This is a genomic window from Streptomyces subrutilus (genome assembly GCF_001746425.1).
Lineage (GTDB): Bacteria > Actinomycetota > Actinomycetes > Streptomycetales > Streptomycetaceae > Streptomyces > Streptomyces subrutilus_A.
Genome location: NZ_MEHK01000001.1, coordinates 6,423,825 through 6,438,688 on the forward strand (window position 1 = coordinate 6,423,825; position 14,864 = coordinate 6,438,688).

Annotated in this window: 11 protein-coding genes; 5 read left to right on the forward strand and 6 right to left on the reverse strand. The window is 73.5% G+C overall.

What is annotated here, in order from left to right:
* Window positions 1-14: 14 nt before the first annotated feature.
* Genes BGK67_RS29385 through BGK67_RS29395 form a run of 3 tightly spaced genes read right to left on the reverse strand, consistent with a single transcriptional unit; the run spans window position 15 to window position 4,352 of the window.
* The gene (locus BGK67_RS29385) at window positions 15-1,808 is read right to left on the reverse strand and encodes an ABC transporter ATP-binding protein (RefSeq protein WP_069922911.1); all 1,794 of its coding nucleotides are present in this window, start codon (window positions 1,806-1,808) and stop codon (window positions 15-17) included.
* Between the two features lie 49 nt (window positions 1,809-1,857).
* A complete protein-coding gene (locus BGK67_RS29390) occupies window positions 1,858-3,549 on the reverse strand; it encodes an ABC transporter transmembrane domain-containing protein (RefSeq protein ID WP_208948766.1) in 1,692 nt (563 codons plus the stop codon).
* A gap of 44 nt (window positions 3,550-3,593) precedes the next feature.
* Window positions 3,594-4,352, reverse strand: coding sequence for a thioesterase II family protein (locus BGK67_RS29395; protein WP_167739605.1), 759 nt, complete (start codon window positions 4,350-4,352; stop codon window positions 3,594-3,596).
* Window positions 4,353-5,029: 677 nt separating this feature from the next.
* On the opposite strand from BGK67_RS29395, the gene BGK67_RS29400 reads away from it, so the two are divergent.
* Genes BGK67_RS29400 through BGK67_RS29415 form a run of 4 tightly spaced genes read left to right on the forward strand, consistent with a single transcriptional unit; the run spans window position 5,030 to window position 8,718 of the window.
* The gene (locus BGK67_RS29400; protein WP_069924194.1) at window positions 5,030-5,824 is read left to right on the forward strand and encodes an SDR family NAD(P)-dependent oxidoreductase; all 795 of its coding nucleotides are present in this window, start codon (window positions 5,030-5,032) and stop codon (window positions 5,822-5,824) included.
* Window positions 5,817-6,365 carry a GNAT family N-acetyltransferase gene (locus tag BGK67_RS29405; protein WP_069922913.1) on the forward strand — a complete coding sequence of 183 codons (549 nt, stop codon included), beginning with the start codon at window positions 5,817-5,819 and terminating at the stop codon, window positions 6,363-6,365. Before BGK67_RS29400 ends, BGK67_RS29405 begins: the two co-directional genes overlap by 8 nt.
* Complete coding sequence (locus tag BGK67_RS29410; RefSeq protein ID WP_244291351.1) at window positions 6,362-8,077, forward strand: carbamoyltransferase N-terminal domain-containing protein; 1,716 nt, start codon at window positions 6,362-6,364, stop codon at window positions 8,075-8,077. The genes BGK67_RS29405 and BGK67_RS29410 overlap by 4 nt, the downstream gene beginning before the upstream one ends.
* 8 nt (window positions 8,078-8,085) lie before the next feature.
* Entirely contained in the window at window positions 8,086-8,718 is a 633-nt protein-coding gene (locus BGK67_RS29415; protein ID WP_069922915.1) for an amino acid kinase family protein, read from the forward strand.
* Between the two features lie 28 nt (window positions 8,719-8,746).
* Here BGK67_RS29415 and BGK67_RS29420 read toward each other — a convergent pair whose 3' ends face one another.
* Window positions 8,747-9,496, reverse strand: a complete 750-nt coding sequence (locus tag BGK67_RS29420) for an SAM-dependent methyltransferase (protein ID WP_069922916.1) — start codon at window positions 9,494-9,496, stop codon at window positions 8,747-8,749.
* A 147-nt stretch (window positions 9,497-9,643) separates the two neighbouring features.
* Here BGK67_RS29420 and BGK67_RS29425 point away from each other — a divergent pair, with 147 nt between their 5' ends.
* Window positions 9,644-10,786 carry a glutamate--cysteine ligase gene (locus tag BGK67_RS29425; protein ID WP_069924195.1) on the forward strand — a complete coding sequence of 381 codons (1,143 nt, stop codon included), beginning with the start codon at window positions 9,644-9,646 and terminating at the stop codon, window positions 10,784-10,786.
* A gap of 15 nt (window positions 10,787-10,801) precedes the next feature.
* Here BGK67_RS29425 and BGK67_RS29430 read toward each other — a convergent pair whose 3' ends face one another.
* Together BGK67_RS29430 and BGK67_RS29435 are read right to left on the reverse strand one after the other, a co-directional pair.
* The gene (locus tag BGK67_RS29430) at window positions 10,802-12,169 is read right to left on the reverse strand and encodes a pyridoxal phosphate-dependent decarboxylase family protein (protein ID WP_069922917.1); all 1,368 of its coding nucleotides are present in this window, start codon (window positions 12,167-12,169) and stop codon (window positions 10,802-10,804) included.
* A gap of 52 nt (window positions 12,170-12,221) precedes the next feature.
* A complete protein-coding gene (locus BGK67_RS29435; RefSeq protein WP_069922918.1) occupies window positions 12,222-14,741 on the reverse strand; it encodes a SpoIIE family protein phosphatase in 2,520 nt (839 codons plus the stop codon).
* Between the last annotated feature and the right edge of the window lie 123 nt (window positions 14,742-14,864).

The following is a 14,864-nucleotide window of genomic DNA, read 5'->3' on the forward strand; positions in this document are numbered from 1 at the left end:
GTCTCTCCTGGCGCTCAGTGTGCGGGCTGGTCCGAAGAAGGCGAAGGGGCAGGGGATTTCGGCGAGGCCGCGGCGCCGCGCCCGTGCCAGGACTCCCACAGCCCGGCGTACGCGCCGCCCGCCGAGACGAGCTCGTCATGAGCTCCCTGCTCTGTGATGCGGCCGGCCTCCATCACGACCACCCGGTCCGCGTCATGGGCCGTGTGCAGCCGGTGGGCGATGGCGATGACGGTGCGCCCGCGCAGCACGCCGGCGAGGGAGCGCTCGAGGTCGCGGGCGGCCCGCGGGTCGAGCAGCGAGGTGGCCTCGTCGAGCACCAGCGTGTGCGGATCGGCCAGGACCAGCCGGGCCAGGGCCAGTTGCTGTGCCTGGCCGGGCGACACCGGGTTCTCCTCGGTGCCCAGCTCGGTGTCGAGACCGGCGGGAAGGGCCCGGACCCAGTCCTCGGCGGCCACGGCCGCCAGGGCCGCCGTCACCTGCTCGTCCGTGGCGTCCGGCGCGGCCAGTGCCACGTTCTCGCGCACGGTTCCGAGGAACACGTGGTGTTCCTGCGTGACCAGTGCGACGTGCCGGCGCAGTTCCTCCAACGGCAGTTCGTGAACGGGCACTCCGCCCAGCGTCACCGATCCGGTGCGCGGCTCGTGGATCCCCGCGAGGATGCGGCCGAGGGTCGACTTGCCCGCTCCCGAGGGGCCGACGATGGCGATGCGCTCACCGGCTCCGACGCTGAGGCTGACGTCCTCGATCACGTCGTGACCGGTCCGGTAGGCGTAGGCGACGCCCTCAGCGGCCAGCCGGTCGCCTTCGGGGCGGCGGCCGGAGCCGCTCTCCGGGCCGGCCTCGGCCTTGACGCCGATCAGGCGGGCCAGCGAGGCGTCGCCGACCTGCAACTCGTCCAGCCAGCCGAGGAGTTCGTCCAGCGGGTCGATCACGGCCCGGGTGTAGAGGGTCGCCGCGGTCACCTCGCCGAGGCTCACCCAGCCCTCGATGTAGAACAGGCCGCCGAACAGCAGCGTGGCGGCGACCGGCAGCACGTAGCCGAAGTCCATCAGCGGGAACCAGACGCTGCGCAGGAACAGCGTGCGCCGCTCCGCGCCGTTCGCCCGTACGACGTCCTCGTCGGTGCGGCGGATGCGCGGGCCGGACCGGTGCAGCGACTCCACGGTGCGGGCGCCGGTCACCGTCTCGGACAGGCCCTGGGCGAGGTCGGAATAGGTGGCCGCCTCGGCCAGGTAGGCCTCCCGGGCCCGGGTGAGGTACCAGCGGGTCGACCAGACGATGAGCGGCACGGCGATGAGGCAGGGCAGGACCATGATCGGGCTGGTCACGACCAGCGCCACCAGCGTCAGCCCCACCGACAGGCTCGCCACCAGGATGGACGGGGCCCCCATGCGCACGGCGTTGGACAGCGAGTCCACGTCGCGGGTGCTGCGGGTCAGCAGGTCGCCGGCCCCGGCCTTCTCCACCGTGCGCAGCGGCAGGGTCAGGACCCGCCGTACGAACCCCTCGCGGATGTCGGCCAGGACCAGCTCACCGAGCCGGGCCCCCTGGAGGCGGGCCGTGCGGGTGAACACGCCCTGGAGCAGGAGGAGTCCGGCGATCAACGCCACGGTGATGTCCACCTGGTCGGTGGTGATGCCCTTCTCCACCTCCCCGACCAGACGGCCCAGCAGGGCGGGCACGACCAGGCCGCAGACGGTGGCGAGGACGAACCAGAGCACGGTGCGGGTCAGCAGGCCGGTATGGCTGCGCACCAGGCCCCGTACGTGACGGCGTACCGTCTTCGCGTCGGCTACCGGAAGACTCACTGGGCACTCCTCTGAAGGCGGCTGTCGGAAAGGCGGGGGACGGTGACGGTCACGTCTCCTCCCGCATGACAACGGCGGCGTACGGGGACGCACCGGTGGCGAGCTCACGGTGGGTACCGGTCACGACGACCTTGCCGTCCTCCACGAAGGCCACCTCGTCGGCCCGGTCGAGCAGCAGCGGGCTGTTGCTCACGACCACGGTCGTGAGCTCCGCCCTGGACGTGCGGAGCCGTTCGGCGATCACCGATTCGGTGTGCGCGTCCACGGCACTGGTCGGATCCACCAGGACCAGGACCGGAGGCCGCGCCGCGAGCGCGCGGGCGAGCCGGAGCCGCTGCTGCTGGCCGCCCGAGAAGGACGAGCCCCCTTCGGTGACGACGGTGTCCAGGCCCTCCGGCAGCGCCCCGACGATGTCCTCGGCGTTGGCGTCGTGCAGGGCCTGGTTGCGTACCTCGTCCGAGCGTCCGCCCAGGTCCTCGGCCAGGACACCGGAGAAGAGGGTGTCGTCGTTGCGGGTCACCATGACGAGCTCGCGCACCTGCTCCAGCGGCAGCGAGTCCAGGAGCACGTCGCCGACGGTCACCTGACCCGGAGCGTAGCGCCCGAGCCGTTCGGCGATCTCGGCGCCCTCCTCCGGAGTGGAGGCGGCGATCGCGGTCATCAGGCCCGGCCGGACCCGCAGCCCCGAGTCCGCGTCGTACAGGCCGGGCGCCTCGGGGAGGTCGGCCCGTGCCTCGCCGGAGCCGGCGTCGGGCTCGAGGGCCAGGACCCGCACGACGCGCCGCGCGGCCACGTCGGCGCCGACGAACGACTGCACCGCCGAGGTCGCCGTGCGCATCGGCAGCATGAGGAACGCGGCGTAACCATAGGCCGCGACGAGCTCACCGGCGGAGAGGCCGCCGCCGACGGCCAGGCGCGCACCGATCCAGACGACCGCCACCACGAAGATGCCGGGGAGCAGCACCTCGGCGGCGGGCAGCACCGATTCGACCTTCGCCACGTGGACGCCCGCTTCCCGCAGCCGCTGCGAGTCCTTGCGGTAGCGCTCGCCGAACGCTGCCTCGCCGCCGATGCCGCGCAGCACGCGCAGACCGGACACGATGTCGCCGGCCCGGTTGGTCAAGTCGCCCTGCAGGTCGCGGTAGCTGCCGATCCGCTTGTGCAGCGGGCTGAGCAGCGGGCCCGTACCCGCGAGGAGCACGGGGACGCCGATGAGGACGAGCAGGCCGAGGGTGACCGAGGTGGAGAGCAGGACGACGGCGACGAGCACGACGGTGACCGCGCTGCCGATGCCGCGGGCGAGGGCGCCGGGCAGCGCGCCGATGCGGGTGATGTCGGCCGTGCCGACGGCCACGACCTCGCCCGCGGAGATCCGCTTGGGCAGGGTCGCGCCCAGGCGCGCCGCCTGCGCGGCCACGAGGCGGAACGTCAGGTAGTTGGCCTTGAGCCGGCCGATCGTGTCACAGCGGTGGCGCAGGACGCTGCCGGCGGTGGTCACCAGGGCGAGCCCGACGATCACGCCGGTCCACACCAGCAGCCGGTCGGTGTCCTTCTGCGCCATGGCGTCGATGGCCCGGCCGATGGCGAAGGGGGTCAGGCCCATGCTGGCCATCCACAGACAGCCCCACACCACCCCGAGGAACAGCGTGCTCGACTGCCTGCCGATCAGCCATCGAAGATAGTGCCGGGGCGATCGGAGGTCCGGATCTCCCAGCTCGGGCAGCGGATCGTTGCGAGGCAATGCGATTTCCTTCGGGCTCGGGGGAGGCTCGGGAGCGTCCCCGGTCAGCTGTGCGGCGGGAGCGGGCCGAGGACGAACGCCCTCAGTTCAGCGGTCACGCGGCGTGGATCGGCGTGGTGGTAGAAGTGGTCTCCGGGGAAGGTCCGCACGGTGGCGGCGGCGGACGACCAGGCGGGCCACTTGCGGATGTGCTCGTCCGTCACTCCGGCGTCGTCCTGCCCGCGCCACGCGCCGACCGGGCAGGGCAGGAGCGGGTCCTCGCCGGGCGGCGTGTAGGAGTCGCAGAGGGCGATGTCGCCGCGCAGGGGTCGCGCCACGGCCGCGGCCAGGCGGCTGTTGGCGGCCAGGGCGGCGGGCACGGCTCCGTCCGCGACCAGTTCGGCGACGAGCTCCTGGTCGGTCAGCCGAAGCGAGCCGTCGGGCTCGCCCTGGTCGTCCGGGGCCCGGCAGGCCGAGGCGACGAACCCGCTGGGCCACCGGCCGTGCTCCCGGCCCATGGCGCGGGCGAGTTCGTAGCCCACCAGGGCTCCCATGCTGTGGCCGAACACGGCGTAGGGCAGGTCGAGCCGGGCGGCGAGCGCCGGCGCCAGCTCGTCGAGCACCTGCCCCATGCCGGTCGCGGGCTCCTCGCGCCAGCGGCTCTCGCGGCCCGGCAGCTGGACGGCCAGCAGCGCGATGTCCGGGCCGAGCAGCTCCTGCCACGGGCGGAACTGAAAGGCACCGGAGCCCGCGTGGGGCAGGCACACCAGGATCGCCCGGGCGGTGTGCGGCGGGTCCCACTCGACCAGGGGTCCCGGTTTCACGGCCGCGCCGTTCACAGCCGCTCCCGCAGGTCGTCGGCGGCCGGCCTAAGACGGCCACGCGAACGGGGCGCTTCTGAATGGAGGCACACTGTTTCCCTTGTCAGTCGAAGGTGGCGTTCAGCGGTCGTCGCGAACGGTCCGTGCCCGGCGGGCCGGAACGGCTTCAACGGTGGACGCGGTATGAGGAGTGGGCGGAACGGTCGTCGTGTACCGGTCTTCGAGTGGAACTCGATTCGTGATACACGACCCCCTGCCTAGTCGCCAACATTCCTATCACGGAATGGACTTGGAATGTCAACGGGTGAATCGCGCCTCTCCCTGCCGTCTTCCGCGCCGCGTAGGGCTTTCCACGGGCTTTTCCGCGCCATGGTTTATGACCCCGGTCGAGTCTGCCTCGAATTCCGCTTCCGATCGGCTGGAAGCCAAACGGAGGCAGCCCCATCACCGCTTCGGCCCGTGATTCACTGGCCAGGAATTTACGGGTAAGAGGTCGGTCGGTCTGGAGCCTTGTCGGCCAGGGTGTTTCGACCTATTGAGGCGTACCTCTGGCCGGTCGGCGGCAAGGAGATCCCGATGCCGCCGGAGCAGGTGTCCAGAACCCCGCCCCCGACGGGGGCGCGGGATGAACGCGTACAGGTTTCGTGGCGATACAGCGCGACGGGGCCGAGGGGGTGTGCATGGCGCAGGAAAAGCGCGGCGTGGCCATGGTCTCGGGTGCGTCATCGGGATTCGGCAGGAGAATCGCACAGGTCTTGTGCCGGCAGGGCTACTCCGTGGTCGCGCTGGCGCGCAGAGCGGACCGCCTGAAGCTCTTGGCGGACGAGGACACCACGGGGGCGATCCTGCCGCTGGTCGCCGACGTGCGCGACCGGGACGGGCTGGCCCTCGCCCTGGACGAGCTGCCCGCGGAATTCCGCGACATCTCGGTGCTCGTCAACAACGCCGGACTCTCAAGGGGTTTCGGCCCCCTCCAGTCGGGCAGCCACGATTCCTGGCGCGAAATGATCGACACGAATATCACCGGCCTGCTGAACCTCAGCGGCCTCGTGCTTCCCCGGCTTGCCTCGCGCGGATCCGGACATGTGGTGAACATCGGCTCGATCGCCGCGAACTACCCCTACATGGGCGGGAACGTCTATGCCGCCACCAAGGCATTCGTCCACCAGCTGTCACTGAACATGCGCGTCGACCTCCAGGGGACCGGCGTCCGGGTGAGCTGTGTGGCACCGGGGATGGCGAAGACCGAATTCGCCAAGGTCCGCTACGGCGGCGACGAGGAGTGCGCCGACGCGCTCTACCGGGACATCGAGCCGCTCACCCCCGACGACGTGGCCGAGGCGGTGGCCTGGTGCCTCGCGCAGCCCGCCCGCGTCAACGTCAACATGATCGAACTCATGCCGGTCGAGCAGCACTTCGGCCTCGGCTTCGCCGGCAGCCCGCCCGTCCCGCCGGGTGGTGCGCAGGGTGCGTGAGTCCGTGCTGACCGCCTCCCGAAGCGGGAGCGCGCCGGACGTGCTCGTCGCCAGACCCGCACGCCCCGAGGACGCGGAGCAGATCGCGCTGCTCTCCGCCCCCTTCGTCGAACGGGGCCTGCTGGTCGCCCGCGCGCAGGCCGAACTCGCCGCCAGGTCACAGGACTTCGTGGTCGCCTGCGAAGGGGACCGGCTGGTCGGCTGCGCCGGGGTGGCGCCCGCCGGCGACAGCCTCGTCGTCTACAACCTGTGCATCGCGGCCGACCGGCAGGGCAGGGGAATCGGCCGGGACCTGGTCGGCATGGCCGAGAGCACCGCCAGAAGGCTGGGTTGCAGCGCCCTGCTGGCCCTGACCCGGCACGGCGGGAAATGGTTCGGTCAACTGGGATTCACCGAAGTCCCGGCGAACGAGACCCGTGACGAATGGCGCGCTCTTTTCCGTCCGGGCCGCAAATCCAGCCTCTACCGGTTGAGCCTGACCTCCGAGCAGTCCGGAAACCGAAGCACGCCCGCGTGCCGACTCAAGCAGACCAAGGAGTGACCCAGTTGATAACCTGCGGGTTGAAACTCACCCATGACGGAGCCGTCGCCCTGCTCGACGGCGACCGGCTCGTGTTCAGCGTCGAGATGGAGAAGCTGGGGAACGGACTGCGCTACAGCACCGTCGCCGACTTCAGCCTGATCCCCGGCGTCCTCTCCGACTTCGGCTACAAGCCGGACGACGTCGACCAGTGGGTCATCGACGGCTGGGACGGAGACGTCTCCGGAACGGTCGCCCTCCTCGACCAGGGCGCCCCCGCGGAGGTCGTGGTCGGTCCCTACCGGGAGTCGGCGGCATGCCCGAAGCTCGACGCGCCCAGCGTCTCGGGCACGTTCCCGATGGACGGCCGGACCTACCCGTACACCAGCTACCCGCACGCGGCGGGCCACGTGGCGAGCGCCTACGCGTCCAGCCCCTTCGCCCAGCGCGGCGAGGGCTCCTTCGTCCTGGTCTGGGACGGCGGGCTCTTCCCCCGCCTCTACTGGGCGGACCCGTGCGACGGCGTGGAGAACCTGGGCGAGCTGTTCCCCCTCATCGGCCACGCGTACGCCATCGCGGGACACCACTTCGGCCCCTTCCGCAAGCGCGTCCAGTCGCCCACGGTCGACGACCTCTCGGTCGCCGGCAAGCTCATGGCCTACATCGCGCTGGGCCGGGTGGACGAGGACGTCCTCACGGTGCTGCGGGAGGAGTTCCACCGGGTCTTCGAGAGCGATGAGCCGGCCGCCGTGGAGTACCGCGCGGCGGTCGGCGGGTACGGCAGTCTCTTCGAGCCGTCCGTGCCCCCCATCCACGAGTTCTTCTCCGCCGTGCGCGCCCGGGCGTCACGGAACGGGACCGGCGACGAGGACGTCCTGGCGAGCGTGCACGCCTTCTTCGAGGCCCTCCTCGTCGAACGGATCACCGCCAAGGTCCGCGCCGCCAAGGGAGACGGCCCGTGGAACCTGTGCTTCGCCGGCGGCTGCGCGCTCAACATCAAGTGGAACAGCGCGCTGCGCGAGGCGCCGGACTTCCGTGACGTGTGGGTCCCGCCGTTCCCCAACGACTCCGGTTCCGCCATCGGCGCGGCCGTACTGGGCCGGGCGCAGCAGGGCGGCCTGGCACCGCTCGAATGGAACCCGAGGCTGGGCCCGGCGCTGACGCCGTCCCCCGAACTGCCCGCCGGCTGGTCGGCGTCGGCCTGCGCCCCGGAGGAACTCGCCGCGATCCTCCACGAGACCGGAGAGCCCGTGGTGGTCCTGCACGGTCGGGCCGAACTAGGCCCCCGCGCGCTCGGCGGCCGCAGCATCCTGGCGGCGCCGGTCAGCGCGTCGATGAAGGACGAGCTGAACCGGGTCAAGGACCGCGAACCCTACCGGCCCGTCGCCCCCATCTGCCTGGAGGCCGACGCACCGGAGATCTTCGCGCCCGGCACGCCGGACCCGCACATGCTCTTCGACCACGAGGTCCGGGCGCAGTGGGTGGACCGGATCCCCGCGGTCATCCACCTGGACGGCACCGCGCGCCTCCAGACGGTCGGCCCGGCGGACGACGACCTGCTCTTCGCCGTCCTGTCCGCCTACCGGCGGCTCAGCGGGGTCCCCGTGCTGTGCAACACCAGCGCCAACCTCAACGGGCACGGCTTCTTCCCCGACGTGGCGTCCGCCGCCGAGTGGGGCAGGGTCGCCCGGATCTGGAGCGACGGGACGCTCTACCAGCGGACCGACGGCTGAGCCGAGGCATGGCACCGGAAGCACACCGCGGCCCGGCCGCCCGGGACGCGGCCGCGTCGCTCGTCGCCGTCCTGCCCCGGATCAGGGAGCTGCACGGCCGGACCGTGGTCGTGGTGGCCGGGCACCACGTGCTCGCCGACGACGCGCTGCGGCACGCGTTCTGCGGTGACATCGGGTTCCTGCGGTACAGCGGGGTGCGCACCGTCGTGGTGCACGACGGCGGCCCTCACCTCCCGGCCTGGCTGGACGAGGGCCCGGCCGCGCTGCGCACCCATGTCGCCGGCTCCGTGCAGCGGCGACTGGTGCAGAGCCTCAACGAGCACACCACGCTGGCGGTCGGCCTCACGGGCGAGGACGGCCGCACGCTGGAGGCGGGCGAGGGGCAGGACGTACGGGTCGATCCCGGGGTGCTCCGCGTGTTCCTCGACAGCGGCCGGATCCCGGTGGTGTCGAGCATCGCCTACGGCGCGGAGGGCGGCATCCGCCACCTCGCGGCGACATCGGCCGCCACCGCCCTCGCAGCGGCCCTCGAGGCCACCCTGGTGCTCCCGGCCGGAGCCGCGGAGGCGGCCCCGGCGTCCGCGAGCGTGGTCGACATGGCCGTGCCGCACGCCGTGCTGCGGCACCTCCACCGCCTCTGACCACGGGCCCACCGCGTGCGGACCGGGCCTAGGCCCGGTCCGCGCGGCGCAGGAGCAGGGTGACGAAGCCGAGCGTGCCCCGGTAGCCGTGGAGCCAGGCCGTGCGGTGTGCGGCCGCGGTCTCCAGGGCCTGGGCGTGGTCCGGGTGCTCCGGGTGGTCGAGGGCCCAGCGGGAGAGCGAGCCGGTCCAGGACCACTCGTAGTCGTCCCACTCCTGGAGGGTGCTGATGTGCCCGTGCAGCGGCACCCAGCCGGCGGCCGTGACGCGGTCGACCGTCGTCGCGAGGTCCTCGTAGTCATCGGCGGCGAATCCGGCGTCGAGGATCGAGCGGCCCGGCTCACGCTCCCAGAAGCCGTCGCCGAGGAGGACGCTGCCGCCCGGGGCGAGGTGGCCTTCGGCGGCCTTCAGGGTGGGCAGGAGGCCGCCGAAGGCGTGCGCGGCACCGATGCTCAGCACCAGGCCGTACCGGTGCGGGGAATCGAAGTGCGCGGCGTCCTGGGCGTGGAAGGCGATCCGGTCGGCGAGCCCCGCGTCCTCCACGGCGCGGCGTGCGGCGGCGACGGCCTGCGCGTCGCTGTCCACGCCGTCGGCACGGAGGTCCGGGCGGGCGGCCAGCGCGCGCGTCAGCCACGTGCCCGATCCGCACCCGAGGTCGAGCAACCGGGCGCCGGTGCCCGGCAGGGCCCGGTCGAGGAGGGAGCGTACGGACGCGTCGCTCAGCGGGGCGGCGACGGGATGGTCGGTGTGGGCGAGGGAGCTGATCTGTCGGCGGTCCATGGCGCCAGCCTGCCGCCCCGCCCGCGCCACGTCCCGCGAAACGCCCCGATGCGTCCGACCGGGCGACCCGATCGTGGTGTGACCCGTGTGGGTGCGGATCCAGGGGGTAGGCCCGGGACGGACGACGAAATGATGATGGGCGGTCGCATGCGAAGCGTGGGAGTCGAAGAAGAGCTGCTGCTGGTGGACACGGACACCGGGGAGCCGCTGGCGGTGGCGGGAGCCGTGCTCGCCGCGGCGGACCGGGCCGCCGGAGGGGCCGACGAGGAGAACGGGAAGGAGGCCGGCCACACCTTCGAGGCGGAGCTCAAGGAGGAGCAGGTCGAGTTCGCCACCAAGCCGGTGACGGAGATGGGCGAGCTGCGGGACGAGATCGTCCGGTGGCGCGCCGAGGCCGCCAGGCATGCCGCCGTGGCCGGCGCGGCCGTGGCCGCCGTCGCCACCTCCCCGCTGGCCGTGCGGCCCTCGATGTCCCCGGGGCGGCGCTACGCGTGGGTGGCGCGGCAGTTCGGCATGACCGCCCAGGAGCAGCTGACCTGCGGCTGCCACGTCCACGTGTCCGTCGATTCGGACGAGGAGGGCGTCGGCGTACTGGACCGCATCCGGCCCTGGCTCCCCGTACTGACCGCGATCAGCGCGAACTCGCCGTTCTGGCAGGGGGAGGACACCCTCTACGGCAGCTACCGGAGCCGGGTGTGGAACAGGCTGCCCTCGGCCGGCCCGGTGGACGTGTTCGGCTCCGCGGACCGCTACCACGCGGAGGTCCGGGCCATGGTGGACTCGGGGGTGCTCCGCGACCGGGGGATGCTCTGGTTCGACGCACGGCTGTCCGCCTCCTACCCCACCGTGGAGATCAGAGTGGCGGACGTGTGCCTCGACGCGTCCACCCCCGTCCTGCTCGCCGCCCTCGTGCGGGGCCTGGTGGAGACCGCGGCCCGGGCCTGGCAGGCCGGCGAGCCCCCCGCGCGGGTCAGCACGGGCCTGCTCCGGCTGGCGTCCTGGCAGGCGGGCCGGTCCGGACTCGACGGCCCGCTGCTGCACCCGCACACGCTCCGGGAGACCTCCCCCGAAGAGGCGCTCGAAGCGCTGTACGGGCACGTCGCGGACGCCCTGGCCGACTCCGGCGACGAGGAGCTCGTCCGCGCCGGGATCGCCCGCCTCCTGGAGCACGGCAACGGAGCGCGCGTCCAGCGGGACCTGCTGCGGTCGCAGGGCGACCTCGCCTCGGTCGTCCGGCACTGCGCCCGCAGGACCATCGCCGACGCGCACGGCGACCTCCCCGGGCGGTGACGGGTTCGGCGGGCGTCAGGCGCCGGCGGCCGCGCGCCGGATCGCCGCGAGGGTGCGCGCCACGTCCTCGTCGGTCGTCGACCAGTTGCTGACCGAGACGCGCATGACGCGCCGCCCGCGCCACGTGGAGCCGCTGATCCACGCCGTGCCGTCGTCGAGCAGCCGGGCGAGCACCCGTTCCGTGCGCCCGTCGTCGCCGAACTCGGCGCAGACCTGGGTGAACACCACGTCGTTGAGGACGGTCGCGCCCTCCGTCCCGGCGAGGCCGGCGGCGAACGCGGCGGCGTGCCGGCACAGCCGCTCGACGAGCTCGGCCACGCCCGACCGGCCCAGCGACCTGAGCGCCGCCCACACGGTGAAGGCCCTGCCGCGCCGGGAGAGCTCCGGCACCTTGTCGACGGGGTCGCCCTGCTCGTCCTGGATGAGGTAGTCGCCGCGCAGCCCCATCGCCGCCCGGAGCGCGGACGGGTCGCGCACGAGGGCGAGGCCGCAGTCGTACGGGACGTTCAGGGTCTTGTGGGCGTCCGTGGCCCAGGAGTCGGCGTCCGCGCAGCCCGCCGTCAGGTGCGCGTACCTCGGGGACGCGGCCGCCCACAGCCCGAACGCGCCGTCCACGTGTACCCACGCGTCCGCCTCGCGAGCGGCGCCGATCGTTTCGGTGAAGGGGTCGAAGGCCCCGGAGTGGATGTCTCCGGCCTGCAGGACCACGAGCGTGGGGCGCTGCCCGCCGGCCGCCAGGGCGCGGCGCAGGGCCGCCGGGTCCATGCGTCCCTGGCCGTCCGCCGCCACCAGCTCGGGCCGGCCCAGACCCAGGTAGCGCAGCGCCAGGTCGACGGCCATGTGGCGGTCCTCGCCCGCGATGACGCGTACGCCCGGCCCGCCGGTGAGCCCGTCGCGGGCGACGTCCCAGCCGACGCGCCGCAGCACCGCGTCCCGCCCGGCGGCGAGGCAGGTGAAGTTGGCCATCGTGGCGCCCGTGGTGAAGCCGACGGCGCCGGCGTCCGGCAGGCCGAGCAGGTCCAGCAGCCACGCGCCGGCCACCTCCTCCACCGCCGCGCAGGCCGGCGAGGCGGCGCGCATCACGCAGTTCTGGTCCCAGGCGCTGACCAGCCAGTCCGCGGCGAGGGCGGCCGGTTCGGCGCCCCCGACCACGAAGCCGTAGAAGCGGCCGCCGGGAAAGGCGGTGAGGCCCGGCTCGCAGGCCGCGGCGAGCAGGTCGACGACGTCGGCGGGCGGGCTGGGAGCGTCGGGCAGGTCCGCACCGAGCGCGCGCACGATCTCGTCGACCGAAGCGCGGGCGGGAACCCGGCGGTCGTGCAGGCTCGCCAGCCAGCGGACGGCATGGCCCTGTGCCTGTCGGAGCGCCGCCTCGCGCGCGTCCATACCTCGGACTATGCGGCAGGGCCCACCGCCCCGCAAGCCGCGGGCCGGACCCTCAGGCGGGGGGCAGGCTCTGCTCGGACCAGACGGTCTTGCCCCCCACGGTGTAGCGGCTGCCCCAGCGGTGCGAGAGCTGCGCGACGATGTACAGGCCGCGGCCGCCCTCCTCCGAGTTCCGCGCCCGCCGCATCCTCGGCTGGGTGTTGCTGGAGTCGGAGACCTCGCAGGTCAGGGTGTCCGTCCGGATCAGCCGGAGCCGGACCGGGCCACCGGCGTGGCGGATGGCGTTGGTGACCAGCTCGCTGACGATGAGCTCGGTGCTGAAGGCGAGCTCGTCGAGGTCCCAGGCGGTCAGCTGGTCCAGGACGAGATGGCGGGCGTCGCCCACGACCGCCGGCTCGGTGTCGAGCTGCCACGTCGCGAGGGCGTCGGCGTCCACCACCCGGGTACGGGCCAGCAGCAGGGTGACGTCGTCCCTCAGCCGGCCCGGCGGCATCCCCTCCACGATGTCGTGCCGGGCCTGGCGCAGCGGCCGGCCGAGTACGTCCGCGCGCAGCAGCCGGTCGGCCAGGTCCTGCATGCCCTCGTCGATGTCGCCCTCTCCGCGCTCGATCAGGCCGTCGGTGTACAGGGCGAGGACGCTGCCCGCCGGCAGTTCGCGTTCGACCGGCTCGAAGGGCCAGCCGCCGACCCCCAGGGGCGGGCCCGGGCTCAGGTCCACGTACTCCACGGTCCCGTCCGGGCCGACCACGGCCGGCGGCGGGTGTCCGGCGCTCGCCATGACGCAGTGCCGGGTGACCGGGTCGTAGACGGCGTACAGGCAGGTGGCTCCGACCGGCCCGCCGGGCACGGGCGGGCCCGCGTCACCGTCCTCCGAGTCGTCGCTCTCGGCCTCGGCGACGACCTGCAGGACCATGTCGTCCACGTGCGCCAGCAGTTCCTCGGGTTCCAGTTCCAGGTCCGCCATCGCGCGTACGGCGCTGCGCAGGCGGCCCATCATGGCCGTGGCGTGCAGGCCGTGGCCGGCGACGTCCCCGACCACCAGGGCGACGCGGGCCGAGGACAGGGGGATGACGTCGAACCAGTCGCCCCCCACGCCGCTGTCGGAGTCGGCGGGCAGGTAGAGGCCGGCGGCTTCCAGCGCGGGCGTTTCCGCGGTGGCCGGCGGCAGCAGGCTGCGCTGCAGGCCCACGGCGGTGCGGCGCTCCTTGGTGTACCGCCGCGCGTTGTCCACGGCGACGGCCGCCCGGGCGGCGATCTCCTCCAGGAGCGCCAGGTCGTCCTCCTCCAGCGGGGCGGTGTCCCCGGTGCGCCAGAGCGTGAGCATGCCGAACCGGATGCCGCGGGCGCACAGCGGCGCCGTCATCGCCGAATGCGCGCCCGGGAGGGCGGCGGCCCACTCCGGGGCCGCGTCGCCGCCGGGCCCCGCGGGCCGCGTGTCGAGGCCGGTGACCAGCTCACCCCGGCACTCCCGCGTCCTGGGCCCCGCCGGCCCGGGCTCGCCCGGCCCGGCCACGCCCGGCCCCGCGACATCCGACCCGGTCGCGGCCGGGCGGGACACGGCCGCGGCGAGAGGATCCGCGAAGTGGGCCGTACCGGTCCCCAGCGCGTCCGCGTCCGCTCCGGCGACGGCCATCCGGACCAGGGGCGCCGCGTGGTGCCCCTCGGCGGGAGGTTCACCGCCGGTCAGGACGGTATCCGCCAGATCCACCGCGGCGCAGTCGCCGAACGAGGGCGCCAGGACCCCGACCAGGTCCTCGACGGTGCGGAGCACCGACAGCGAACCGCCCAGCGCGCCGGTCGCCCGGTAGAGCAGGTCCAGGCGCCCGCGCGAGCGCTCGTGGTCGGTGACGTCGGTGAACACCGTCGCCACGCCCATCGGATGCCCGTCGGGCTCCTGCAGCCGGAACGCCTGGACGGTCACGACCCGGCCGCCCCTCGGGTCGTCCAGGGTGCGCGTGGTGGTGTTGAAGCCGATCAGGGGGTTCCCGCTGCGCAGGACCTCCCGCAGTCGGTCCTCGATGATCCCCGCGTCCTCGGCCCACAGGAAGTCGGCCAGGCGCCGGCCGTTCAGGTCGACGGGCACCCCGGTGTACGGCAGCAGGTGCGTGTTCGTCCGCAGCAGGCGCAGGTCCGCGTCGAAGACGGCCAGGCCCACGCGCCCCTGCAGGAACAGTTCATGGGTGAAGGCGTGGTCCTGCCGCCAGCGGGCGACCAGCTCCAAGGGGGCGCCGAGCACGAGGCAGCGGGCCGCGCCCCCGTGCGGGCCGTGGACCAGCGGGATGACGCGGAAGCCGACCGCCAGTTCCCGTCCCGAGCCGTGCCGCAGCGTGGCCCGGCCCTCCCACCCCTCCCGCTGCCCGCCGCGCCCGCCCTGGGCGAGCACCGCCTCCCAGCTGCCCGGGTCGGCCAGGAGGTCCCGTGCCGGCCGGCCGCACACGTCCGCGGGCCGGCGCTCCAGGAGGGCTTCGGCCGCCGGTGTCCAGGCGGTGATCGTCCCGGCGCCGTCCAGCAGTGCCGCGGCCGTGTTGGTGACAGCGAAGGGATAGTCCTGGTTGCTCTCCATGGCGCGCATGCGTGCCCATCTCGTCCGCCGGTCCCGCTGTCCTCATGCTGGGCGATGTCCGGAACGAGAGCCAGAGGCGCTGCTCCATCCGGTACCGCTTCAGGCGTCAGTCACAGTGTCCCGCGCACCTGC

Bases quoted from the DNA above. Each gene is read 5' to 3' on its own strand.
- BGK67_RS29415 (WP_069922915.1), top strand. From the start codon at position 8,086: ATGGCACCGGAAGCACACCGCGGCCCGGCCGCCCGGGACGCGGCCGCG.
- BGK67_RS29430 (WP_069922917.1), bottom strand. From the start codon at position 12,169: ATGGACGCGCGCGAGGCGGCGCTCCGACAGGCACAGGGCCATGCCGTC.
- BGK67_RS29435 (WP_069922918.1), bottom strand. From the start codon at position 14,741: ATGCGCGCCATGGAGAGCAACCAGGACTATCCCTTCGCTGTCACCAAC.
- BGK67_RS29420 (WP_069922916.1), bottom strand. From the start codon at position 9,496: ATGGACCGCCGACAGATCAGCTCCCTCGCCCACACCGACCATCCCGTC.
- BGK67_RS29425 (WP_069924195.1), top strand. From the start codon at position 9,644: ATGCGAAGCGTGGGAGTCGAAGAAGAGCTGCTGCTGGTGGACACGGAC.
- BGK67_RS29400 (WP_069924194.1), top strand. From the start codon at position 5,030: ATGGCGCAGGAAAAGCGCGGCGTGGCCATGGTCTCGGGTGCGTCATCG.